The sequence below is a fragment of the Sorangium sp. So ce295 genome, assembly GCF_051527405.1.
GTDB lineage: Bacteria > Myxococcota_A > Polyangia > Polyangiales > Polyangiaceae > Sorangium > Sorangium cellulosum_B.
The window spans coordinates 10887501-10911011 of record NZ_CP150324.1 but is presented as its reverse complement, the minus strand read 5'-3'; the positions used below and the strand labels follow the sequence as shown (position 1 = coordinate 10911011).

The 23511-nt window shown below is 72.2% G+C and carries 18 protein-coding genes (1 of these 18 cut by a window edge); 8 read left to right on the top strand and 10 right to left on the bottom strand.

Annotated elements, in window-relative coordinates; translation table 11 throughout:
- The first annotated feature begins 90 nt into the window (after positions 1-90).
- Positions 91-504, top strand: coding sequence for a hypothetical protein (locus tag WMF11_RS41430; protein ID WP_437974682.1), 414 nt, complete (start codon positions 91-93; stop codon positions 502-504).
- A 67-nt stretch (positions 505-571) separates the two neighbouring features.
- On the opposite strand, the gene WMF11_RS41425 is transcribed toward WMF11_RS41430, so the two are convergent.
- From WMF11_RS41425 to WMF11_RS41415, 3 genes are all read right to left on the bottom strand, one after another.
- Positions 572-1756: an aldo/keto reductase gene (locus WMF11_RS41425; RefSeq protein WP_437974681.1), complete on the bottom strand. Its 1185-nt coding sequence runs from the start codon at positions 1754-1756 to the stop codon at positions 572-574.
- A gap of 30 nt (positions 1757-1786) precedes the next feature.
- A complete protein-coding gene (locus WMF11_RS41420; protein WP_437974680.1) occupies positions 1787-3067 on the bottom strand; it encodes a putative metal-binding motif-containing protein in 1281 nt (426 codons plus the stop codon).
- A 259-nt stretch (positions 3068-3326) separates the two neighbouring features.
- Positions 3327-3788 (bottom strand): PIN domain-containing protein, encoded by a 462-nt coding sequence (locus WMF11_RS41415; RefSeq protein ID WP_437974679.1) that lies wholly within the window; start codon positions 3786-3788, stop codon positions 3327-3329.
- Positions 3789-4027: 239 nt separating this feature from the next.
- On the opposite strand from WMF11_RS41415, the gene WMF11_RS41410 reads away from it, so the two are divergent.
- From WMF11_RS41410 to WMF11_RS41400, 3 genes are all read left to right on the top strand, one after another.
- Complete coding sequence (locus WMF11_RS41410) at positions 4028-5458, top strand: hypothetical protein (protein WP_437974678.1); 1431 nt, start codon at positions 4028-4030, stop codon at positions 5456-5458.
- Between the two features lie 162 nt (positions 5459-5620).
- Positions 5621-6178, top strand: a complete 558-nt coding sequence (locus WMF11_RS41405; protein WP_437545418.1) for a hypothetical protein — start codon at positions 5621-5623, stop codon at positions 6176-6178.
- Between the two features lie 119 nt (positions 6179-6297).
- The gene (locus WMF11_RS41400) at positions 6298-6606 is read left to right on the top strand and encodes a hypothetical protein (RefSeq protein WP_437904595.1); all 309 of its coding nucleotides are present in this window, start codon (positions 6298-6300) and stop codon (positions 6604-6606) included.
- Positions 6607-6660: 54 nt separating this feature from the next.
- On the opposite strand, the gene WMF11_RS41395 is transcribed toward WMF11_RS41400, so the two are convergent.
- Complete coding sequence (locus WMF11_RS41395) at positions 6661-8058, bottom strand: cytochrome-c peroxidase (RefSeq protein WP_437974677.1); 1398 nt, start codon at positions 8056-8058, stop codon at positions 6661-6663.
- A 485-nt stretch (positions 8059-8543) separates the two neighbouring features.
- Here WMF11_RS41395 and WMF11_RS41390 point away from each other — a divergent pair, with 485 nt between their 5' ends.
- Entirely contained in the window at positions 8544-11342 is a 2799-nt protein-coding gene (locus WMF11_RS41390) for a protein kinase domain-containing protein (RefSeq protein ID WP_437974676.1), read from the top strand.
- Positions 11336-13195, top strand: coding sequence for a PEGA domain-containing protein (locus WMF11_RS41385; protein ID WP_437974675.1), 1860 nt, complete (start codon positions 11336-11338; stop codon positions 13193-13195). Before WMF11_RS41390 ends, WMF11_RS41385 begins: the two co-directional genes overlap by 7 nt.
- Positions 13196-13214: 19 nt before the next feature.
- Here the strand turns inward: WMF11_RS41385 and WMF11_RS41380 are convergent, their stop codons facing one another.
- A complete protein-coding gene (locus WMF11_RS41380; protein WP_437974674.1) occupies positions 13215-13745 on the bottom strand; it encodes an FHA domain-containing protein in 531 nt (176 codons plus the stop codon).
- Between the two features lie 299 nt (positions 13746-14044).
- On the opposite strand from WMF11_RS41380, the gene WMF11_RS41375 reads away from it, so the two are divergent.
- Positions 14045-15991 carry a ribonuclease R family protein gene (locus WMF11_RS41375; protein ID WP_437974673.1) on the top strand — a complete coding sequence of 649 codons (1947 nt, stop codon included), beginning with the start codon at positions 14045-14047 and terminating at the stop codon, positions 15989-15991.
- 19 nt (positions 15992-16010) lie between these two features.
- On the opposite strand, the gene WMF11_RS41370 is transcribed toward WMF11_RS41375, so the two are convergent.
- The 4 genes from WMF11_RS41370 to WMF11_RS41355 all read right to left on the bottom strand — a co-directional run bounded on the left by WMF11_RS41370 (position 16011) and on the right by WMF11_RS41355 (position 21880).
- Entirely contained in the window at positions 16011-17906 is a 1896-nt protein-coding gene (locus WMF11_RS41370) for a hypothetical protein (RefSeq protein ID WP_437974672.1), read from the bottom strand.
- A gap of 16 nt (positions 17907-17922) precedes the next feature.
- Positions 17923-20001, bottom strand: coding sequence for a protein kinase domain-containing protein (locus tag WMF11_RS41365; RefSeq protein ID WP_437974671.1), 2079 nt, complete (start codon positions 19999-20001; stop codon positions 17923-17925).
- A gap of 108 nt (positions 20002-20109) precedes the next feature.
- Complete coding sequence (locus tag WMF11_RS41360) at positions 20110-21501, bottom strand: ABC1 kinase family protein (RefSeq protein WP_437295225.1); 1392 nt, start codon at positions 21499-21501, stop codon at positions 20110-20112.
- Positions 21502-21541: 40 nt separating this feature from the next.
- Positions 21542-21880: a DUF3634 family protein gene (locus WMF11_RS41355; protein ID WP_272102678.1), complete on the bottom strand. Its 339-nt coding sequence runs from the start codon at positions 21878-21880 to the stop codon at positions 21542-21544.
- A 221-nt stretch (positions 21881-22101) separates the two neighbouring features.
- Between WMF11_RS41355 and nadA the strand changes: the two genes are divergently transcribed.
- Positions 22102-23061 carry a quinolinate synthase NadA gene (gene nadA, locus WMF11_RS41350; RefSeq protein WP_437974670.1) on the top strand — a complete coding sequence of 320 codons (960 nt, stop codon included), beginning with the start codon at positions 22102-22104 and terminating at the stop codon, positions 23059-23061.
- Positions 23062-23082: 21 nt separating this feature from the next.
- On the opposite strand, the gene WMF11_RS41345 is transcribed toward nadA, so the two are convergent.
- Positions 23083-23511, bottom strand: the 3' portion of a protein-coding gene (locus tag WMF11_RS41345) for a hypothetical protein (protein ID WP_437974669.1). It continues 405 nt past the right edge of the window; only the last 429 of its 834 coding nucleotides appear in the window; the start codon falls outside the window, past its right edge — the gene reads right to left on this strand; it ends in the stop codon at positions 23083-23085.

Sequence of the window (23511 nt, the reverse complement as noted above, 5' to 3'; positions counted from 1 at the left end):
AACAAGGGCAGGAGGCGGCAAGAACCGTGCGCTGTCCGCCGTCTCCGCTTTGGCAGCGCGGGGGCTCGCTCCTCGGGTACCCTGGGCGGCATGTCTCCACGTCCCGCGCTGGCGTCTTTCGCGCTCGTGACGGGCATCGTGCTGCTCCTGGGCGGCACCGCGCACGCGGCCTGCGTCCTTGCCGGCGTCGCGAAGAAGGGCGATATTCCGCACGCGGATCGGGCTGCTCATCTCGCCTTCATCAGCCTCGCCCAGTGGACCGCAGGCGCGCTCGATGTGCTCGCCGCCCGCGGGCTGCGGCGAGGCGAGCCGTGGACGCGCGGGCCGCTGACGATCTCGGGGCTCCTCGTGATCGGCTGGGCAGGCGTAGCGCTTCCGCTGCTCCTCGATGCCTCGCTGACATTGCGGGCGATGCTCGCCCTCTACGCGGCCGCGCACCTCGGCATGCTGGTGGCCCTGTGGGGCTGGCGAGGAGCTCGCCTGGACGTCAGCGCGCGTCCCTGACCGACAGCGGCGCGCGCCCGGCTCACCCGCCGAGGCGCCGCTCGCCGGGCCGGCGCGAGGCCCAGACTCAGTGTTTGCCGAGGCGCCTCACCTCTTGCCCTCCGAGCAGCGCGTGCGCCTCCGCCAGCACCTCGGGGATGCGGTGCCGCTGCGGCGCGCCCGCGAGGGCCTGCGCGAGGTCGAGCTCCCGCACGCGATCGGCGCGGTTCCCAGGGAACCAGTGGTCGCCGCTGCCGAGGAGGTTGTACCGCATCTTGCCGTAAGCCGTCATGTCGAGCGCGCGGGCGAGGTTGTACAGCCGCAAGATCTCGCGGATATTGACGTGCCCGGGGACGGCTTCCCAGTCGGGGAGGCCGACGTGCCATGTGTCGCGCCACGCGCGGCCGAGCACCCGCTCGAGCTCTTCGTCGATCCTGCGCAGGATCGGCGCCAGCGCGGCCTGCGCGGCGCCCTCGCGGTCGAGCAGCGGCAAGACCTTCATGTGCTCGTCGAAGTCGGACGGGCGCGCCGCCCCGACGCTGATCGTGTGGACCTCGGGGCGAGCGAGGCAGAAGAGGTCGTTGAACACGATGGGCGAGAGCGGGTCGCAGAGCCGCACGAGCCTGTCGCTCGGCTCGTACAGCTTGCCCCCCTTGTCGGTGGGGCTGATGATGAAGACCCCCATGTCCTGCTCTGCCGCAGCCTGGATGGCAGGCCAGGCGAGCTGATTCACGTAGTACCAGTGCAGGTTGACGTAATCGCAGCGGCCGTCCTGCACCATGGCGGTGATCACGCGCGGCGCCGCGTGCGTCGAGAACCCCACCGCGCGCACGCGGCCTTGCCGCTTCAGCTCGAGCGCGGCGTCCAGGCAGCCACCTTTGCGCAGCGACCACGAGAGGCGCGTCTCGTCGTTGACGCCGTGGAGGGCGAACAGGTCGACGTGATCGAGGCGGAGGAGCTTCATCGACCGCTCGAACGTCGCAAGGAACTTCGCTGGATCCGCCTCGGGGCTGACCTTCGTCTGGACGATGAGCCGCTCGCGCGGCAGCGTCGGCAGGATCTTCCCGAGCTGCTCCTCGCTCGTGCCGTACCCTCGCGCGGTCTCGATATGATAGATGCCGAGCTCGAGCGCCCGCTCGACGCACGCCTCGAGGTTGCGCTGGCTCGCGGGCGAGACGGGGTCCTTGTCGTTCCAGGATTGCTGGTACCGCATCCCTCCGCACGAAAGGACAGGCATCTTGATCTCGGTGCGACCGAAGCGGCGGTAGAGCACGCGTGTTGACCTCAGGCTTGGAAGGATGGCTTACCGCAGGGTGCCACTCTTCCGCAGGCGCCGCAACGCGAGGAGGGCGAACGGCGAGGCGAGCGTCAGCAGCCGCCACGGAGACCCGCCGCGGTGGTCGCCGGCGTCGACGGCGCAACCGCCGCTGTCCGCTCCTCCCTCGTCCGGCGCGCCGCCGCCCGCGGAGCCCGCGGAGGCAACGGCGCCGCCGGCGCTTCCCGCGCTTGCCGCGCTGCCAGCGCTCACGGCCGTGCCGGCGCCCGTCCCGCTGCTGCACGTGCCGCTCGGGCAGCCCTCGCCGGGCGCGCAGAGGCCTGGGTCCTCGTCGACCTCGCCGTCGCAGTCGTCGTCGAGCGCGTTGCACACCTCGGCGCTCGGCTCACCGGGCGTGCACGACCCGGGGGCGCACGCGGTCGCTTCGCGCGCGCACATCCCGACGCCGCACACCTCCCGCACGCCCTCGTCGATGCGGCCATCGCAGTCGTCGTCGGCGAGATTGCATGTCTCGGTCGCGTCCGGGTGGACGTCAGGGGACCTGTCGTTGCAGTCGTTGGAGCTCGGCGCGTACCCCTCGGGGGGGCACTTCGCCGTGACCGTCGCGCCGAAGAACGAGCCATAGCCGTCGCCGTCGGCGTCTTCATACTGCGTGGTGATCTCGAGCTCCTCGTCGATCTCTCCATCGCAGTCGTCGTCGGTCTCGTTGCAGGCTTCATCCTGATCGGGATGGATGTTGACGCTGTAGTCGTCGCAATCGCCGCCTCGCTCGGCGTGATCGGCCGGCCGGGTGCAATCGACCCTGGGCACGCTGGAGTCGCCGTATCCGTCGGCGTCGCGATCGAGGTAATACGTCGTCCCGGCGCATCCGTAGGCAAACGCCGTGTCGGCGGACGAAGCGCCGTCTCCGCGCGGGCCGTTGTCGCCGTTGGCCGCGAGGGCCCACACCCGGACGACGACCCCGCCCGGCGCGCCCGGCGCGATCCACTGCGCGTCGAAGCGGACGGCCCCGCCGCTCGCCCGCTTCGGCGCGTCGTGGACGAGCTGGTGCTCGTCGATGAGCTTGGTGCCTTGACCGTTGATGGGCGAGAGCCGACCTGTCTCGGTGAGGAGATAGATGCCCCCGGCGTTGATGTTGGCAGACCGGATCTGCACCTGCAGAGTCACCGTCTCGCCGGCCGCCGGGTTCTTGGGGCTATAGTCGATGGTGATATCTGGCTCCGCGCCGCCGGTGTGGCAGCCGTTGCACCCCTCCACCGCGAGCCCGGCGCGGCGGGCGTGGGCCTGCGGCGCAGCCAGGGTGGTCAAGAGGGCCAAGCTCACCGGGAGGACCGGTGAAATAAGCGATGTACTTCGCATGCGCCTCGCCGCGCAGCCCAGGCTCGCGAGCTCCGCGCGCTCCGCTGCGACGCTCAGGGATAGCTGCCCTCGCCGGGTGCGACAAGTGCATTTGCACGGAGTGTAAACTTGCGCCGTGACCATCCAGAGATGCTGTTTTTCGACGTTTCTCGGACGGCGGTTGTCGCAAAGCGCGTCGCGAAGTGCATTCGCCGCTCGCTGCGGCGCGTTATCCGGATTCAAGCCGAACGTGCTGCGGCCTTGTCACATCGCAGACGACACCGTGGTACTTGAGGAGCCCTTCGTCGAGCGTCACCACGGTCGCATCCGCGCGGCGGGCGGCCCACAGATACACGAGGTCGGTCGCGTTGGCGAAGGGCCGGCGGCCGCGCATGCGCCTCGTCAGCTGGTCGAGGAACTCCGTGATGGCGCCCGCGTCCTCGGGCGCGACCAGCTCGATCTCGAGGCCTCCCAGCGGGCTCGCGGCCGCGGGCGCGGCCCGCCGCGACATCGCGAGCCGTTGCTCGGCGACGTACACCTCCAGCCATAGCTCGGGCGGCGCGAGCACGCGCGCCGCGCCCGCGGCCACGGCGGCGCGGGCGCGCTCGAGAAAGGCGAGCGCGTCCGCGTGCCCGGGCTCCGCGGGCTTCATCGAGGCGATGGCGACGGAGCTATCGAGAACGATCCGCATGAGGCCTCCTCGGGAGGGACGCACCATCGCACCGCTCCAGATCTGCCCGGCGGTCCGGGTGCTTTGGTGACATCGAGACCCGGTATCCAGGGCCGCGGCCGGAGGGAAGGTCCACCGGCAGCATCGGCCGAGGCCGCGTGGAGGACGACAGGGCGATGGCACATGCTGGCACGGCGCTGCTCTCCCGGCGGCCGGAAACACGTGTGTTTGCCCGGTACATGCCTTGCTTGTCGCCGTCCATGCGAAACTTCCTGCTTCGAATCCTGGTCGCATCCCAGTGGGGCGCGAGCCTTGCGCTGGTGTCGGGCTGCGGCACGCACGTCGAGTCCGGCTCCAGCTCGAGCTCGCCTGAAGGCGCGACGTCGGGGCCGAGCTCCGGCTCGAGCTCGACGGCAGGCGCGACATCGGGGCCGAGCTCGAGCTCGACGGCAGGCGCGACATCGGGGCCGAGCTCGAGCTCGACGGCAGGCGCGACATCGGGGGCCGGCGGAGGCGGCGAGGTCGATCCTCCCGACGCCTCTGCGCCGCTCGATCCCTATCCGGATCCGACCTGCGTCGGGCCGTTTCATGACGGCGGGTATTACGGCCAGTGTTGCTACGAGGTGCACTGCACGGCGCCGGTCGGCGGCGCTTGCCCTGCGGCCTCCGAGGCCGCGCCGCACCTCGATGACCTGCCGCCCGGCTCGGGGACGTGTACATGCAGCGCCGAGGGCGAGGGCGCGGCCGGGTGGATCCAGGGCCCCTACGCGAACCGGACGGCGTCGGATCCGGCGAGCTGCTGCTACCTCGTCGGTTCCATCTCCTGTGAAGGGCGCCCCCTCCTGGTCCGGGGCGAGCCCCGCGTCGCGCCGCTCGCGCGCGCCCCGAGCGCGTGGTCGCAGACCGACGTGCGGCGCTTCGAGCGCGCGCTCGCCGACACCGATCTGAGCGCGCTCGCGCCCGCGGAGCGCCGCGAGCTCGCCCGGCGCTGGGCCGAGCGTGGCCAGAACGAGCACGCCTCGGTCGCCTCCTTCGGCCGCTTCGCGCTCGCGCTGATGGCGCAGGGCGCGCCTCCCCAGCTGCTCGAAGCGGCGCACCGCGCGGCGCTCGACGAGGTGCGGCACGCGCGCCTCGCGCTCGCGATCGCCTCGGCGTACGCGGGGGAGCCGGTGGGCGTCGGCCCGCTGCCGCTGCACGGCGCGCTCGACGACCTCGGCTCGCTCGAGGCCCTCACCCTGGCGACCGTCGTCGAGGGCTGTGTCGGAGAGACCCTCTCAGCCATCGAAGCGGAGGTCGCCGCGCAGGCGGCGGAGCCGCCGGCGGTGCGCATGGCGCTCCAGGCGATCGCGCGCGACGAGGCCCGCCACGCGGAGCTCGCCTGGGCGTTCGTCCGCTGGGCCGTCACGACGGGCGGCGCGCGCCTTCGAGAGCGCGTCGCCGCGGCCTTCGCGCGCGCGCTCGACCAGGTGGGGACCCGAGCGCCGGGCATGGCGGACCGCGATCTCCCGACCTCCCACGGGTTCCTCGCCGAAGGCGAGCTCCACCGGCTGCGGCAGCAGGCCGTGGCCGACGTGCTCCGCCCCGCCGCCGCCGCGCTCGTCGACGAGCGTGGTTCGTCCGCAGGACGAGAGTTCAGCGGCGCTCGCGGGAATGCCGTGCTGCGCGGCGGCCCGGCGTACCTCTCGACGTGACCTGGCGCCTGGCAAACGCCGTTCTCGTCGGGGCCGCGCCGGGCCCGACCTCGCGGACGCCGGCGCGCTGCCGAGGCGGCGCGCCTGCGACGGCCTGGTTCCTGGCGCGCAGTCAAGCCCTGGGCACGATCTTGCTTGTGCGTCGCGGCGAGGTGGAACGACATGGCTACACTCTCGACGTCTGCATGGGTGCTGCATGAGCTCGGTCTGGCCGCGGGGTTCGGTGGCCCCCTCTTTGGCCGGCTGGCGTTGCGCCAGGCGGTCAAGGACATCCATTCCGAGGCCGAGCGGGGCAAGGTGCTCTCTGACGCGTGGCAGCGGTACAACCTCGTCAGCGCGATCTCGCTCGGCACCGCCGCGGCCACCTGGTTCATCGGGCGGACGGTGATCTCGGGGCGATCAATCGACCGTGAGACCCGCGATCTGGTGCGCTTGAAGGACATCCTCCTGGGCGCGACGCTCGCCACGAGCGTCGCCAGCATGCTGGGCGGACAGCAGATGCGCGAAGAGGCGCCCGACGGCGGGGTGCCCCTCCTCAAGGAGGGTGAAGCGCCGGCGCCGCGCCCGCCCGCGAAGGCCGCGGCGCTGCACCGGCTCCTCGGCGTCATGGGGCCGCTCAACATCGCCCTCACGGCGGGGGTGATCGGCGTGACCACGGTCCTCGCCATGAAGTCCGGTCGTTCGGCGAAGTGGAGCCTCCTCTCCCGGCTGCTGCCTTGAGCTGCGCCCTCCCGGGAGCGGTCGCCGCAGAGAGCCGGCGCGCCGCCCTCGGTGCTGCCCACTGGCGCCGACCTGGGCCGCGCCGGCGCGCGGCGTCGCGCTCGTGATACGGTGGGCCGATGAAGGTGATGACAATCCTGGTGATCGCCCTCGTCGCCCTGGGCTGCGGCGACGAGCACGGCGAGGAGGGGTGCCCCGAGCTCTGCGAGCGAGCCGTGGAGTGCCCGGGGGACGCCGCGACGGAGCAGAGCTGCCTCGCGATGTGCAGCGCCGATACGGAGGCCGCCGAGGAGGCCGGTTGTCACGACGCGTGGGAGTCGTACCTGGAGTGTCGCAACCACGCCGAGGACAACTGCGATCCCGCGAAGTACGACGAGGAGTGCAGCATCCAGAAGGAATCGCTCAGCAGCTGCCTGGACCGCAGCTGAGCCGGGGTGCCGGCGGGCGCTCGACCGCGTGAGCGCCGCCCGCCCGGCCCGGGGCTACTCGAAGCGGTGGACCTCGCGCCCGCTCGGGAGCTCCTCCGGGATGAGCGCCTCGAGCCGCTCCGGCGTCGCGCGCGGGTCGAGCAGCGCCTCTCCCACGAAGGCGCAGAGCCAGCTGATCTCCTCCTCCGTGAGGTCGATCGGCTCCTGCAGCAGCGGGTCGACGGCGGCGAGGACCGGCGCGAGCGGGCCCATCTCACCCCGCAGATCGCGATCGAGGTGCTTGTTCGTGTACTCCGTGGCCGACGTGGTGACGTCGAGGTGGTGGCGGATGGCGCCTTCCAGCGACGTGAACGAGCCGTTGTGGAAGAACGTGGGCTGGAGGGCGACGTTGCGCAGCGGCGAGGTCCTGAACTTGTACCGATCGGCCGGATCGCCCGTGACCTGCTCCAGGCCGAAGTCCTCATCGGCGTTCGGGCCGTCGAAGACCACGTTCGAGTATGCCGGATCGTCGGTCGGCGCGATCTGCGGCACGCCGATCGCGTGCTGCTGGAAGTCGCTGAACATCTCGTTCGACTCCCCCGACACCGCGTGGCACCTGACGCACCCCGCCTCGCCGAAGAAGAGCAGCGCGCCGCGCTTCTGCTCCAGCGTCATCGCGTGCCGGCGGCCGCGGGCGAACCTGTCGATGGGCGCGTCGGCGAACGTGAGCGACATCTCGAACTCGGCGATGGCGGCCGCGATCATCTCGTAGGTGACGTCGTCCCCTCGCTTCACCGCCCGGAAGCTCTTGGCGAACCGCTTCCGGTACGCCTTCACGTCGTTCACGCGCTCCGTGACCTCCTCCCGCACGACATCGTGCGATGACGGCGCCTCGTACCCGGTCATCTCCGTGATCTCGGTCGGCGGGATGAAGGCCTGGGCGTTGAGCAGGTGCGGCAGGGAAGAGAGCGACATCCCCTCCGGCGCGGTGAACGAGAACCCCTGGCTGTTGTCGAAGGGGTCGCCGGACACGGCGAAGAACCGAGAGTTCCACATCAGCGTGGGATAGAAGGCCGTGTTGATGATGGTGGGCGTGCGGCGCTGGTTGCGCGGCCCGGTGCGGCGCGGCCCGACGACGCCGTTGTTGTCGATGCCGATGGCGATCGACTGCGTGTCGGCGAAGCCCGCGGTCGGCGCGTGGCAGCCCGAGCACGAGTTGTCGTCGTTCAGGCCGAGGAGGCTGTCGAAGAAGAGGTCACGCCCGAGCTTCGCGAGCTTCTTGTCGAGCTTCCGCCCGAGCCGCGACTCCAGCGTCGACTCGATCTCTCCGGTGAACCCGTGTCGTGCGAGCACCTTGGCGAGCCGCTCATCGACGGAAGAGCCCTTGGCGCGCGCCGGCCGCGCCAGGACGAGCGTGAGGACGAGAAAGGCCGTCAGGGCGGCGAGCGCGCGCCCGAGGGATCGCAGGGTCATGGTGCCTCCAGGTCCCCCGGCGGGGGAGGCGCACATCGGGGTGCGCGCTTGAGATCAACCAGTCCTGCCCAGATCCTGACCGAGCGGCGGTGAATGGGATGATGGGAATCTAATGCCGTGAGCTTTCGGTCGGCAAGACAAATGAGACAAATATTCCATGATTCAAAGGGCTTACTGCGTGTCCTCGCGTATCACCGCGTATTCATGCGTATCCCCTCGTATCCTGCCGTGCTATTCCGTGTCCCCGCGTATCCGCTCGTATCCCGCCGTGCTCTTGCGTATACGGCGGTCCGTTCACCGCGTTATCTGCGGTTGTCGCGCCTACATTCGGCGGGCGCGCCGCGCCGCGGTGCGGCGGGCTTGGCGTCGTTGTAGGTGCGTGGCCGGCGCTCCGCGACGGTGCGGCGCCCGCGCGCAGCGCGCCTCCGAGGTCGCGTGACACTCATGCTTTGTGGGGCGCGAGGGGCCGTCGTATGCTTGAGGACATGGGCCGGACAGCACCTCTGGCGGATCCGACGGCGCTCGTGGGGGGCGCGCTCACCGGCGGATATCGGATCGTCCGCGTCCTCTCCGCGCAGGGCTTCGGTGTCGTGTTCGAGGCCCGGGGCCCCTCGGGTCGCCGCGTCGCGCTCAAGGTCTTGCGGCCCGAGGTCGTCACCGAGGACACGCTGTCACGGCTCACCCGCGAGGCGAGCGTCACCGCGAAGCTCGACAACGCGCATGTCGTCCCGATCGTCGATGCCGGCCACGACCTCGAGCGCGATCTCGCCTACCTCGTGATGCCGCTGCTCGACGGGACCGACGTCGCCGCCCTGCTCGCCGAGACGGGGCCGCTCGCGCCCGAGGTCGCCGTGCGGATCGCGCTCCAGGTCGCCGCGGGGCTCTCGGCGGTGCACGCCGCGGGCCTCGTCTACCGCGACGTGCGGCCGCCGCGCATCTTCCTGGAGCACCTCGCGGGCGGAGAGATCCTCGTCCGCGTCTTTGGCTTCGGGCTCTCGAAGGGCTGTGACACGGCCACCTCCGCCCCTGGCAAGGCGGCGAGGAGCACCGATCCTCTGCGCGACGAGTCGGGGCCGCGGGACCGCACGGCGGACGTGCGGGGTGACGTGTTCGGCCTGGCGGCGACGCTCTACGAGATGCTCTGCGGCGTCTCGCCGTGGGCCGAGCTCGACGTCACGGCGGACACGGCCGAGCTCGGCCCCGCGGACACGGCGGCGGACGCGCCGGCGTCGTCCCTTGCGCCTCTTGCGCAGCTCCCGTCGATCCAGGATCGCGCCCCGTGGATCGAGGCGCGCCTCGCGGCCGCGCTCTCGCTCGCGCTGCACAGCGACGTGGACCGGCGCTATCCGTCGATCGAGGCGTTCGCCGAGGCGCTGCGCGCCGCGTCGGGCAGCGAGGAGCGCATCACCATCGACATGCTGAGGCCGCTCGATCCCGAGCTGCGCGAGGCCATCGCCGAGCGCGCCGGCGCCGAGACCGATCCGCTGGTCGGCCGCGAGCTCGGCGGCCGGTACGCGGTGCGCCGGCTGATCGGGCGCGGCGGGATGGGCGCCGTCTACGAGGCGGAGTCGCCCGAAGGGCGGCGGGTGGCGGCCAAGGTCATCTTCAAGAGCGCCGTCGGGCAGGACGACCACGCCGTGCGCCGCTTCATCCGCGAGGCGCGCGCGGTGACCGCGATCCAGAGCCCGCACGTCGTCAAGACGTTCGAGCTGGGCATGGATCTCACGCTCGCGACGCCGTTCATCATCATGGAGCTCCTGCACGGCGTCGACCTCGCCAAGCTCCTCAGGATGCGCGGGCCGCTGGAGCCGGAGCCCGTCGTGCGCGTGTTCATCCAGGCGGCGCGCGGGCTCGCGGCGGCGCACGCCGAGGGGATCGTGCACCGCGACATCAAGCCGGCGAACCTCTTCCTGCACGCGCCGTTCGAGGGCGCGGCCCAGAGGCCGTCGACCTCGATCGCGCCGCCGTCGACCCGGCGCGGCCCGCTCGCTTCGGGGCCGCCGTCCACCCGGCGCGGCTCGCTCGCTTCGGCGCCGCCGTCCACCCAGCGCGGCTCGCTCGCGGCGGGGCCGCCGTCGGTGCGGCGCCCGTCCGGCTCGGTCCGCCCGCCGCCCTCGGGGCGTCGCCCGTCCGGATCCATCCGCCCGCCGTCGTCGAGCGATCGCAGGATCGTGGTCAAGGTGTGCGATTTCGGCATCGCGAAGCGCACGGGGGATGGCGCCTCGCACGAGCTCACGCGCGCCGGCGGCGTGCTCGGGTCGCCCATCTACATGTCTCCCGAGCAGGCGAAGATGGCGAAGGACGTCGATCACCGCTCCGACATCTGGAGCCTCTCGGTCTCGCTCTACCAGGCGCTCTGCGGGAGCTGCCCCTGGGATCCCAACGCCTCGCTCGCCGAGCTCCTGCTCGCGATCTGCACCGAGCGCGTGCCGCCGCTCTCCGGGGCCGCGCCGTGGGTCTCCCCGGCGCTCGCGGCCGTCGTGCACCGCGGCCTCCTGCGGGATCCCGCGGAGCGCTGGCAGAGCATGGAGGAGCTCATCGCCGCGCTCGAGCCGCACGCGGAGGGCACCGGCGTCGTCACGCTGGATCAGCTGCGGGGCATCGACCCCGAGCGGCGCGCCGGCGCCACCCCCATCTCCGCGCTGCGCGAGTCCGGGCTCTCGCGATCGGCCGAGGGGGAGGAGCGATCCATCGGCGGCAGCTCCTTCACCGCGGTGAAGGAGCCTTCCGGCGCGGCACGGCGGCGCTTCGTCGGGGCGGCGGTCACCGTGGTCGCCCTGGCCGCGATCGGCGGCGGTCTCGCGCTGCGCGCCTCGACGGGCAACGAGCCGCCCGCGTCGCCCGCCGCGCCGAGCGAGCCCGCGCTGCCCGTCGCGCTCGCGCCTGCGCCTGCGCCTGCGTCCTTCACCGCCGTCGTAACGCTCCCGAAGGAGGCGACGGCGCGGGTCAACGGCGCGGCGCGTCCGGTGAGCGACGGCCGGCTCGACCTGACGGGCAAGGCCGGCGACACGTTCGAGATCGAGGTGACCCGCGGCGGCGCGACCACGAAGGAGACGGTGTTCCTGCTGAGCGACGGCACGATCCGCCCCGATCGCATCGATCTCCAGCCGCCCGCGCCGGCCTCTGCGTCGGTCGCGGCCTCCGAGCCTGCCCCGCGCCGTGACAGGAAGAGCCGCGCCCCGCGCGGCGCTCTTCCCGTGGCCGAGCCTGCCACGCCCTCCGCCACGGGGGCGCCTGCGGCTCCGCCGGCTCCGACCGCGGTGGTTCCGGTCGACCGGTGGTGAGACCGACGCCGCGCGCCCGTCGCGCCCTGCGGCGCTGCTTTGCGGCGTGCGCGCTCGCCGTGGCGAGCGCGGCGCCTGCGCCTCCGGCCCGCGCGCAGCCCCCGCCGGCGGCGGCTGTCCCGGGCGTGCCACCCGAGCCGCCTGCCTCGGCGCCCGCGGCGCCCGCGTCGACGGACGAGGCGCTCGCCCGGGCCAAGGCGCTCTTTCAGGAAGGGAACGAGCTGCGCAAGATCGGCGACTTCCAGCGCGCGCTCGAGCTCTACCTGAGGTCGCGTCAGATCGTCGCGTCGGTGCCCAACACGCTCAACGCCGCGTTCTGCCTCGATCAGCTCGGGCGTTACGACGAGGCGCTCGAGCTCTACGAGGCGCTGCTCACCGAGCTCCGCGCGGAGCTCGGCGAGCCGGAGCGCCGGAGCGTCGCGTCCGCGATCGCCACGCTGCGAGCGCGGATCGGCAGCGTCGTCGTCTCGTCGAACGTCGATGGCCTGGTGCTCATCGACGGGAGGCAGCGCGGCCGGCTCCCCCTCGCCGGCCCGATCCGGCTGCTCCCCGGGGATCACACGCTCCGCGTGGTCAAGGACGGCTGGCACACGTTCGAGCGGATCGTGACCGTCGGGGTCGCCGAGACCAGGTCGGTGGACGCGAAGCTCGATCCGCTCGCCAGCACGGGCCGGCTGAAGGTCGAGGACGAGCGGCTCGTCGGCGCCGATCTCACCATCGACGGCGCGCTGATCGGCCAGCTGCCGTGGGAGGGCGCGCTCGCGCCCGGCCCGCATTTCTACTCGGTGCGCAAGGGCAATTTCGGCTCTGCGCCCCGCGAGGCGAACGTCATCGCGGGGCAGCTCGCCGTCGCCACGGTCGAGGCGGGGCCGCTCGGCGAGGAGGTCCGCGTCGTCGCCCAGCCGCTGAGCGCGGATCTGACCATCAACAGCGTCCCGGTCGGCAAGGGGCAGTGGCGCGGCGCGCTGCCGCTCGGGCGCCACACCTTCGAGGCGCACGAGCCGGGCTATTTCTCGCGCACGCTCCGCGCGACCGTCGACAGGACGACGAGGGGCGACATCATCCTGCCGCTCGCCATCGACGACGCGCACCCGCGCTGGGGTCGGAGGGTCGGCGTCTTCCGGCTGGAGGCGACCGGCGGCTATGCCTTCGCCTCGTCGCTCGAGAGCGACGCCGAGCGGAGCTGCGGCAGCTACAGCTGCTCGGGCATCTCGCGCCCGTCCGGCGTCCTGGCCGGCGTGCGCGGCAGCTACGAGTTCCCGATCGGCGCCGCCATCGAGCTCACGGCCGGGTACCTGAGCCTCCACACGACGCTCGATCGCTCGCTCGACGCGACGTATGCCGATCCGCGCGGGGGCAACGAGAGGCTCCCCATCCGCTACAGCTTCCACGACGACATCGGCATGGCCGGCGTGACGGTGATCGTCGGCGGCAGCTATCATTACGGGCTGTCGTCATGGCTCGACGTCGGCGGCGCGCTCGGGCTCGGCGTGGTGCTGGCCGAGATGAGCGACGAGGTGACCGGCACGGCGTCCGACGCGGAGAGGACCGTCAGCGTGGCCGTGCAGAACGCGGGCAGGGCCGTCCGCGCCGCCGCCCCGTTCGCGATGCCCGAGCTGAGGCTCCGGCTGAAGCTCGGGCGCCTCAGCGCCAGCGCGGGCCTCGGCGTCGGCTTCTTCCTCGTCGACGGCCCGCCGCTCGAGACGGGCAACACCTACGTGGTCGGGGCCGAGTGCGACGAGGCGCGCCCCACGGTCGACTGCGCGCCGGGAAAGAAGGTCGTGTTCGAGGAGCTCGCCCACGGCACGTTCACGATGTTCTTTCCGAACGTCTCCGCGGGGTACCGGTTCTGAGCGCCGCCGCGCGGGGCGCTCACCGGTTCGCCTGGTCCCTCGCGAGGCGCGCTTGCTCGCGCACGAGGTCGAAGAGGGCCGCTGCATCGAGCAGCGACGTCGTGAGCCGGCCGAACTGGATCACGTCGCCCACCGAGACCTCCTGCGGCTCGCTCTCGGAGAGCACCTTGCCGTTCACGCGGGTCCCGTTCTGCGAGCCGTTGTCGACGAGCACGAGCTGCCCCTGCTCATTCCGCCGGAAGTGCGCGTGCAGCTTGGACACCGAGGGGTGGCGCAGCACCACGTCGCAATTGCGCGTGCGGCCCACCGAGATCTGGTCGAGATAGGGATTGCCCTTCGCCTTGACGAGCTGGAACACCTCGCTCGCTGGGCCGGGCGGAGGCGGCGGTTTCCGGTGCGCCGCCGGCGATGCGGCGACCGTCCGGAACGCGATCTGCTGGTTGTCCGGACCCGCCTCGGACACCACGAGGAGCAGGTTCGTCACCTGGCGGACGAAGCGGTCCCGAGGCATCACACGCGCTAGCTCGATGATGTCCCCTGAGTCTTCCACGATGTGTCGAGTATAAGCCGATCCGGCGCCGCGAACCGTCGAGGGAGGCACTTTTGCCCTGGCGTCCCGCCCACGCACGGGGTCCCCGGCGCACGTGGAACCGCGATGCCGCCCGCACGTCATCGCAGCGCAGCGCGAGGCACCCCGGGCCCCCCGAGCGCATCTCGGCATGCAGCGCGCGATGCCGCGACCTCACGCGCTGCTTTGTTACCGTGTTGCAGTAATTCTCTGGCGTTGGTGCGAGCTCAACGGGCAGCTTGTGCTCGAACGCGCCGGGATCTGGCGTACCTTCCGCGCCTATGCACGCACCCGTTCGTGGACGCATCTCGGTCAACCCCCGTGGCTTCGGGTTCCTGAACATCGAGGCCTCTCCGGAGAAGGCGGGGGGGCCGGGCAGGCCGGGCTTGGCTGCCCTCGGGCCGGCGACCGCCTTCATCGCGCCGCCCGATCTGAACCCGTTCCTCGACGGCGACGTCGTCGACGCGGTGGTCGTCGAGGCGGAGCCGGGCCGCTTCAGCGCGTCGCAGCTCGCCCTCGTCCAGCGCGATCGCTCCGAGCTCTTCGGGACGGTCGTATCGCACGCGAAGCGGCCGCACCTCCGGGTCGATCGCCTCGTCTCCAACACGGACTGGCCGTTCAAGCCGGGCAGCGCCGACGACCTCCCCGAGGGCGCCGCGGTGGTCGCCACCATCGAGGGCGCGGCGGTCGTCCCTGCGCGCGTCGTCGCGTCGGAGGCCGACCTCGGCATCGAGCGTTGCCTCGCCCGCAACGGCGTGCGCGCCGTGTTCTCGGGCGAGGTCCTCGAGGCGTCGCGCGCGGCGGTCGCCGCGGTGTCGGTCGAGCGCGAGCTCGCGCGCGGCCGCCGCGACCTGCGCGACGTCATCACCGTCACGATCGACGCGCCCGTCACCACGGACATCGACGACGCCGTCTCCGTGCTGCCGGCCGGGCCCGACGGGGCGCTCCGCGTCCTCGTCTCGATCGCCGACGTGGACGCGTTCGTCCCCGAGGGCTCGCCGCTCGATCTCGAGGCCCGCGCCCGGGGCACGAGCGTCTACCTGGCTGGCCGCGTCATCCCGATGCTCCCCGACACGATCTCCAGCGAGGCGGCGAGCCTGCTCCCGGGGGTCGATCGGCTCGCGGTCACGGTCGAGCTGCGCATCGACCCCGAGGGGGGCATCACGTCGATCGACCTGCACGAGAGCGTGATCCGCTCGCACGCCCGCCTCTCCTACGACGCCGTCGAGGAGTTCCTGACGACGGGCCGCTCCGCCGGCATCCCCGAGGCCGCCCGGCCGGTCGTGCGCTGGCTCCGCACCGCGGCCGCGCGGCTGTCGACGGTCCGCGCGGCGCGCGGCGGCGTCGAGCTCGATCGCGAGGAGGCGTACGTGACGCTGGACGCCGAGACGCGCGAGCCGACCGCCGTCTCGCCGCGCTCCGACACGGGCGCGCACCGCCTCATCGAGCGGCTGATGGTGGCGGCGAACGAGGCGGTGGCCAGCTGGCTCGTGGCGCGCGGGCTCCCCTGCGTCTTTCGTGTCCATGACGAGCCGACCGAGGAGCGCGTCCGCGCGCTCGAGCAGTTCGCGCACAACTTCGGCGTCGAGGCCGGCTTCGGCGCGCGCCTGAGCCCCCTCGGCCTCGCCGCGTTCGAGGCGCAGTACAGGGGCTCCGAGCTCGCGCCGGCCATCCGCACCGTGCTCGGCAAGGCGCTCGGCCCTGCCCGGTACACGGGCGCCGGAGGCCTGCATTTCGGCCTGGGGGCGCCGCTGTACCTGCACTTCACGTCCCCGATCCGCCGCTACGCCGACCTCGCGGTGCACCGCGTGGTCAAGCGGTACCTCCAGGGCCGCCGCGACCAGCGCGTCGACTCCGAGGCGCTCACGTCGCTCGCCCACCACCTGAACGCGCGCGCGCGCAACGCCGCCAAGGCCGAGACGGAGCGGCACCGCATGCTCGTGGCGCGCCTCTTCGCCTCGCGCGTCGGCGAGGAGATCGATGGCTATATCGTATCCATCAAGCCGTTCGGCCTCGTCGTCCAGATGGTCGAGTCCGGCGCGACGGGCACGATCGCGCTGGAGGCGCTGCCGGGCGGCCCGTATCGGATCGACGTCGCCGCGCAGGCGCTGGTCGGCGCGAGCCGTCGCTACGGCGTCGGCGAGCCGATCCGCGCCGCCATCGCGGCGACCAACGAGGAGCTCGGCCGCGTCGACCTCGTCCCTGCGGGCGCTCGCGGCGCCGCGTGACCGGGGCCGCGGCTCCGGTCTACGGCGACAGGAGCACGACGAACGCGTCGGTGCCGTTCGCCTCGCGCTCGCCGAGGCCGAAGTCGATCTTCCCCTCGGCGGTGCCAGAGAGCGCGATGACCCCCGTGCTCGGCGCGGTGGCCGCCGCGTTCGACTTCTGGTTGCCGGCGGCGCCGAGCACCTTCCCCCAGAGGTGGTTGCCGTCGGCGTCGAGCTTCGCCACGAAGGCGTCGAAGCCGCCGCCGCTGGGCAGCGGCCCGCCGCCGAGGTCGACGACGCCCTGGACCGAGCCGGTCACCACCACGCCGTTCTCCGCGTCCGCGACGATCGACGTGCTCTCCTGCATGCCGTCTCCGGCGAACCACCGCGCCCACACGGGCGCGCCGTCGGGGGCGAGCGACGCCACGAACGCCGTCTGCACATCGTTGGCGGGGAGCGTGCCGGCCGCTCCGAAGTTGAGCGCGCCCATGTACGTCCCGGTCACGAGCACCGCGCCCGAGGGAGCGACGGCGATCCCGGTGCCTGCCTGCGACGCCGTGTCTCCATAGTCCGAGAGCCAGACGCCGTTCCCGCTGCTGTCGAGCTTCAGGACGAACAGGTTCGGCCCGAGCCCGGTGTTCCTCACCTGCCGGGGGCCGACGGTCAGGGTGCCGTTGTACCGGCCGGTGACGAGCACGCTGCCGTCGTTGCCGACGGCGGCGCCCATGGCGAACTGATTCTTGTCGTCTCCGTAGATCCTCGTCCACTGGGGGGCGCCGAGCGGATCGTACTTCCGCACGAAGATGTCGGTGCCGCCTGCGCTGGTGGCGCAGATCGGGTTGCCGCCGGGGACGGGCGACGCCGCGCAGAGCAACGATCCGCTGAAGTAGCCGGCGATCACGATGTTTCCGGTCGGGTCGACCGCGATCGAGCGCAGCGTTTGATCGGCCGCGTCGCCGAGCTGGCGTGCCCAGCCTTGCTCGCCCTTCTCTCCGGTCATCGTGACCACGAAGGTGTCGAGCGCGTTGACGCTGCTCAGCGTCGTGCCGCCGAACGTGAACGAGCCGTAGAACGTCCCGCCGAGCACGAGGTTGCCTTCGGGCGTCACCGCGAGCCCGTTGAGCGTCTCGGCGCCGCTGCCGCCGAACCTCACGCTCCAGCGGTGCTGTCCGGAGGGGTCGAAGCTCGCGACGTACACGTCGGAGGTGCCGATGCTGACGAGGGCGCCCGTCTCCTTGCCGGTCAGGTTGATGGTCCCCGAGAAGGTGCCGCCGATGTAGACGTTTCCCTGCGCGTCGACGCCGACGCTGGTCGCGCTCTGGGTGTTCTGATCACCGTAGAGGGCGGCCCAGAGCGGCGCGCTGCAGGCGAAGCCGTCGCAGTCCTCGTCGGTGTCGTCCGTGCACGTCTCTCGTTGCGGGGTGACCTGGCCGGCGCACGGCCGCCACGACGTGCCCGAGAGATCGCACATCTGCAGCCCCACCGCGCAGAGCCCCACGCCGCTCGTCCCCTCGGGGCCGCTGTAGCAAGTCTTGATCTGGCCCGGGGTACACACGCACTCCGCGTCGGGCTCGTTCGTCGCGCCGTCGCAGTCGTCGTCCACGGTGCTGCTGCAGTCCTCGGGCCTCGGGACCACGGCGCCTTCGCACTCGCCGAAGCTCTGGCCGTCTGGCTGGCACCTCCGCACGCCCGCCGTGCACACGCCGACACCCTCGGTGTCTGCCGGGCCGGGATAGCAGGGTTGCACGTCGCCGACGCTGCAGAGCGGCGGCGCGCCTCCGCTGCCGCCGCCACCGTCGCCGCCGGCGTCGGGACGTGGGCCGATCGGCACCGGGTCCGAGCACGCTCCCGAGAGCGTGAGCGCCAGCGCAGACCCGACGAGCATCGATCGCGCGCGCGGGGTTGTCCTCGTCACCATGAGGGGGCGGAGCTCCATGTTCGGCGATCTGGCTTCAGTCCTGGCGTGATTTTCTCGTCCGCTGCTTCTTCTTGGTCAAGTCGATGATGAACGTGCTCGCGGGCGGCGCGCTCGCCGGAGCGTTCGGCGCGTCCGGGCGCATCGTCTCTGGCTCCTTCACGTTGCTCCGCGATCCTGGCTCGTCCACGTTGCTCCGCGATTCGTCGGTGCTCTCCGAGGACGGGGAGAGCTGGGTCGGCCCGGCGCTCGCGCTCTGGGCCGGCAGCAGATCGTGCTGGACCGCATCGCTCTGGGGTTCGTCGCGGAGCGCCATCCAGACCGCGAGCACGCTCACGATCATGAGCGCCACGCCGCCGAGCGCGAGCGGGACCACGAGCTTCGGCGGCAGCCTCGGCTGAGCGTGGCGCGGCGCCCACGCGGCGGCCGGCTGCTCGCCGTAGGGCGCGCTGGCGCTGTGCGGCGGCGCGGGCGCGCCGTAGGTCGAGCCGGTGTTGTGGAGCGACGAGCCGGTGTTGTGGAGCGACGCGGGCGCGCCGTGCGGTACGCCGGCGCTGTGCCGCGGGGCGGGCGCGCCGTAGGCCGGGCCGGCGTTGTGCAGGCCGGAGCCTGTGTTGTGGAGCGAGACGGGCGGGCCGTGGGGCGCGCTCGCGCCGTGCGCCGAGGCGAGCGCGCCGTAAGCCGGGCCGGCGTTGTGCAGGCCGGAGCCTGTGTTGTGGAGCGAGACGGGTGCGCTGTGGGGCGCGCTTGCGCCGTGCGCCGGGGCAGGCGCGCCGTAGGCCGGACCGGTGCTGTGCAAGCCCGAGCCTGTGTTGTGGAGCGAGGCCGGCGCGCTGTGGGGCGCGCCGCCGCCCTGCCACGATGGCGGCGCGCCGTGCGCTCCGGCGTGGCCGGCGCCGGTGTTGTGCAGGGCCGACGGCGGTCCATTCGGAGCGCCGGGGGCGGCCTGCGCCATGCCGGGGTGGCCTCCGTGCGCCTGGGCCGCATCCATGGCGCTCCCGCGCGGAGCTCCGGGCGCCGCCATCGTGGCGGCTTCCCACGAGGACGCCCCGCTGTTGCCTGGGCCGAGCTCCGACCCGATCGCGGGCGCCGAGCCCATCTCGTTCCACCTCGCGCCCGACGGGGCCGCGGGCCGCGGCGGAGGCTCGGCCTGCGCGTCCGCCGAGGCGGCCGCCGACAGGAGCATCGGGGAGAGCGGCGGCGCGCCCGCCGACGGCACGTCGCCCGCCGCGAGGCGCGCCGACGCGTGCGGCGGCGCCGCTCCATGCAGGAGCGCGCGCACGTCGGCCTGCATCGTGCGGGCGTCCGGGTAGCGCCGGTCGCGATCGAACGCGAGCGCCCTGTCCACGACGAGGCACAGCCCGTGCGGCGTCTCCGGCGCGACGCTCGCGAGCGGCGGCGCCGCCATGGTCGCCATCTTCACGAGCAGCTCGGACTCCGTGCGCGCCTCGTGGATGCGCCGCTTCGCGATCACCCGGAACATGGTCGCGCCGACGGCGAACAGGTCCGCCCTGTGATCGACCGAGATGCCGCGCACCTGCTCCGGGGCCATGTACGACACCGTCCCGAGCGTCGCGCCCGTGCGGGTCCGCATCGCCGTCTTCACGCCGTCGCGCATGCGCGCGATGCCGAAGTCGAGCACCTTGAGGCGCCCGGTCTTCTCGACGAAGAGGTTGTCGAGCTTGATGTCGCGGTGGATGATCCCCTGCCCGTGCGCGGCGCCGAGCACGTCGAGCAGCTCATCCATGAGCCGCAGCATCTCGCCCGGTTCGATGCTGCCGAGCCGCTGGAGCCGGTCGGCGAGCGACTCGCCGTCGAGGAGCTCCATCACGAGGAACGGCGCGCCGTCCTCGGTCACGTCGATGTCGCGGATCTCGACCACGCCGGGGTGCTGGAAGCGATTGACGGCCTGCGCCTCGCGCTCGAACCGGGCGCGCAGGTCCTTCGAGCGCGCCACCTCGGGGTGGAGGATCTTGATCGCCTCGCGCCGCCCGATCTTGTGGGTCGCGGCATAGACGGCGGCCATCCCGCCGATCCCGACGAGGCGATCGATCGTCCATTTGCCCCGCAGGGTCGTTCCTACGCGCCTTTCGCAGGCCGCCCTCTCGTCGTCCATGCCCCGATCGAATGTCACAGCGTGCGGGATCGAGGTCAAGGTGAGAGCCGCGGCGGAAGCGACCTCGGCGCGCCTCTCCGCGCCGACGAGCCTACCAGCGATCCTCGCTCAATCGGGGACGGGGTGCACCCCGTCGCGCACCCAGGGATCGATGGTCCGCCGGAACGCCGCCTCGGTCCGGAGCCCCGCCAGCACGGACGCGAGCCCCCACTGCAGGCGATTCACGAACGTGAAGTCCTGCGGCATCTTCGGCACGTGGGGGATGGTGGGCATCTTCTCTCCCTCCTTGAGGGCGAGCCCCCGGATACCCCGGGTCAGGTACGCCACCGTCTCGCGCGCCTTCTCCGGGGAGCACTTCCAGGTGCCGTGCGTGCACAGCGGGACCATGAGCTCCATCGTGTAGCTCCGGTAGAGATCCCAGCTCTCGTCGGCCGGGTCGTAGCCGAGCACCTCCACGCACGCCCGGTCGAACTCCTTCCAGTCCGCGTCCATGGCGGCGCGCATGTAGCGCTTCATGCCCGCCACGAGGTCGGGCGGGAGCTGCTTCACGCAGCCGAAATCGAGGATCGTGACGCGGCCATCCTCGTGGAAGCGGTAGTTGCCCGGGTGCGGGTCGGCGTAGAGCCAGCCGTACCGGAGCATCGAGCGGAAGGTGAAGCGCCAGATGGAGAGGCCCGCGCGGTTCTTCGCCTCCTGGCTGCCGCGCTCGCAGAACTCGGCGTAGCTCATGCCGTCGACGAGCTCGAGCGTGAGGACGCGCCTCGTGGTGAGGCTGTGGTGGATGCGCGGGATAGAGACGTCCTCGTCCCCGGCGTTCATGCGGCGGAACAGGTCCGCCATCTCGGCCTCGCGCGCATAGTCGAGCTCGGACAGGAAGACCTTGCGGAGCTCGTCGACGGTCTGCCGGGCGTTCAGCTTCTTGGCGAGGGGCGCCATCATCGCCTCGAGCATCGAGACGCTCTTCAGGTCGTTCTCGATGGCCCTGTCCATGCCGGGGTACTGCACCTTCACCGCGACCCGCTCCCCCGACCTCGTCGTGGCCCGGTGCACCTGTCCGATGCTCGCCGCCGCGAACGGCTCGCGCTCCCAGGCCGCGAACACGTGCTCGGGCGGGGCGCCGAGCTCCTCGCGGATCATCTGCTCCGCGGCCTCCGGCGACAGGGGCGGCGCCTTGTCGAGCAGCTTCTTCAGCGTGGCCTGGAACTTCTCCTCGTATCCCGGCGGCGCGAGCCCGTCGATGTAGCTCGCCATCTGGCCGAACTTGAGCGGCAGGCCCTTCATCTCGCCGAGCGTCTTCAGCATCGCCTCGGCGGTCTTCTTGACCTCCTGGGCCATCCTCCGCCGCGCCTCGGCCTCCTCCTCCTCGGTCCGGGTCGCGCCGAGGACGCGCTTCGCGCCCTCGATGGCGAACGGGATCGTGCGGGGCGCGAGGCCGGCGAGGCGCGCGAGGCGCCCCAGCTTGGAGGTCGGCGGATTGTCTCGGGGTTTGTCGTCGGCCATGCGGGACTGACTCGCTAGGGTGGAAATGTCGGCGGCGGGGTCATGCGCCCGCGCGGCGCTTCGGGGCTGCGCGGATCTTCGGAACCGGCCACATGGAGACGGTGTTCCTCAGCTGCTGAGCCTGCTCGGGAGAGATATCCCCTTCCACGTGGACCCGGGCGCGCCGGTCCTCGACAACGACCCGCACCGCGCCCCGCCCGACCGGCGCTGCGCGGAGGACGTCCGTGATGTCGTCGAGCAGCCGCTGCGGCATCCGGCCCCGCAGCAGCCGGACGTTGCGCCCCTCGACGCGCACGCAAAATAGCTCATTTGCGCGCAGGAGCGCCACGACGAGCGGCACGACGAGGGCGAGCAGGGCGACGGGGATCAGGAGGGACATGGGTGGCCGCCCACGACGAGAGCTCCTCCCCAGGCCCACCGCGGGCCCCGATCGTGAACCGGTGCCGGCCGTTGTCAACGAGGGAGACGCGGCGGGCTGCGCGGCTGGAGCGCCGGCGAACGCCGCACCGGCTGCGTGGCCGTGGCGGGAGCGCGCCCGAGTTCGCCGCGCGGCTCGGGGGCCCTGGCCAGCGCGCCGCGCGGTGCCTACCTTAGCTAGCCATGACGAGCGCCGCGCCCCAGCCTGCCGCCATCGATCCGCGCCTGGATCTGCACGACGAGATCAGCCGCCTGAAGCGGGAGAGGAACGCCGTCCTCCTGGCCCACTACTACCAGGACGGCGACATCCAGGATCTCGCAGACTTCCTCGGCGACTCGCTGCAGCTCGCCCAGCAGGCGAAGAAGACGACCGCGGACGTCATCCTGTTCGCCGGCGTGCATTTCATGGCCGAGACGGCGAAGATCCTGAACCCCGAGCGCATCGTCGTGGTCCCCGACCTCGCTGCGGGCTGCTCGCTCGCCGACGGCTGCCCCGTCGACCGCTTCCGCGCCTGGCGCGCCCGGTACCCCGGCGCGGCCGCGATCTCGTACATCAACTGCTCCGCCGAGGTGAAGGCCGAGAGCGACTACATCTGCACGTCGTCGAACGCGGAGAAGATCGTCCGCGCGATCCCCGAGGGGCAGGAGATCCTCTTCGCGCCCGACAAGAACCTCGGGCGCTGGCTCGTCGAGCGGACGGGCCGCCCGATGCGCCTGTGGCAGGGCAGCTGCGTCGTTCACGAGACCTTCAGCCTGCGCAAGATCGTCGCGCTGCGCGAGCGCCACCCGGACGCGAAGCTCATCGCGCACCCGGAGTGCGAGGAGCCGATCCTGCGGATGTCCGACTACATCGGCTCGACGACCGCGCTGCTCAAGTACACGACCGCGGACGACGCGCTGAAGTACATCGTCGCGACGGAGAGCGGCATCATGCACCAGATGCGCAAGGCCTCGCCGCACAAGGAGTTCATCGAGGGGCCGCCGGAGGGCAACTGCGCTTGCAACGAGTGCCCCTTCATGCGGCTCAACACGCTCGAGAAGGTCTATCTCGCGCTGCGCGATCTCGCTCCGCGCCTCGAGATGGCGCCCGAGCTGCGCGAGCGCGCGCGCGTCCCGATCGATCGCATGCTGGCCCTCAGCTGAGCTCGCCGCGCGACGCGGCGATCACAGCACGAGCGAGAGGCCGAGCGTCTGGACGAACGATCCTCGGGCCTGCGGCAGCGCGCCGACGTTGCGCCGCCGCCCCTGGGCGTCGATGGCCTGGCCTTCCCGGGTGGCGTCGCCGCCCCGGCCGAGCAGGAAGGCGCCCGAGGTCTCCAGCTCGATCGTGAGCCAGCGGCGGATGACGTCGAACGAGACCCCGAGCCCCAGCGGGATCTCGACGTACGACGCGCCGCGTTCACGGACGGTGAACTCCCCCCCGGGGTCAAAGACCCGCATGCGATCGAAGTCGAACCGGTCGTAGCCGACGCCGACCGACAGCCACGACCGGGCGCGCTCGCCGAGCGGAAGCGTGGGCGCGAGGCGCGCGCCGAGCGCGAGGGTGCGGACCGCGGGCGCGCCGTCCTCGCGTGGCTCGGCCGTGATCGGGCC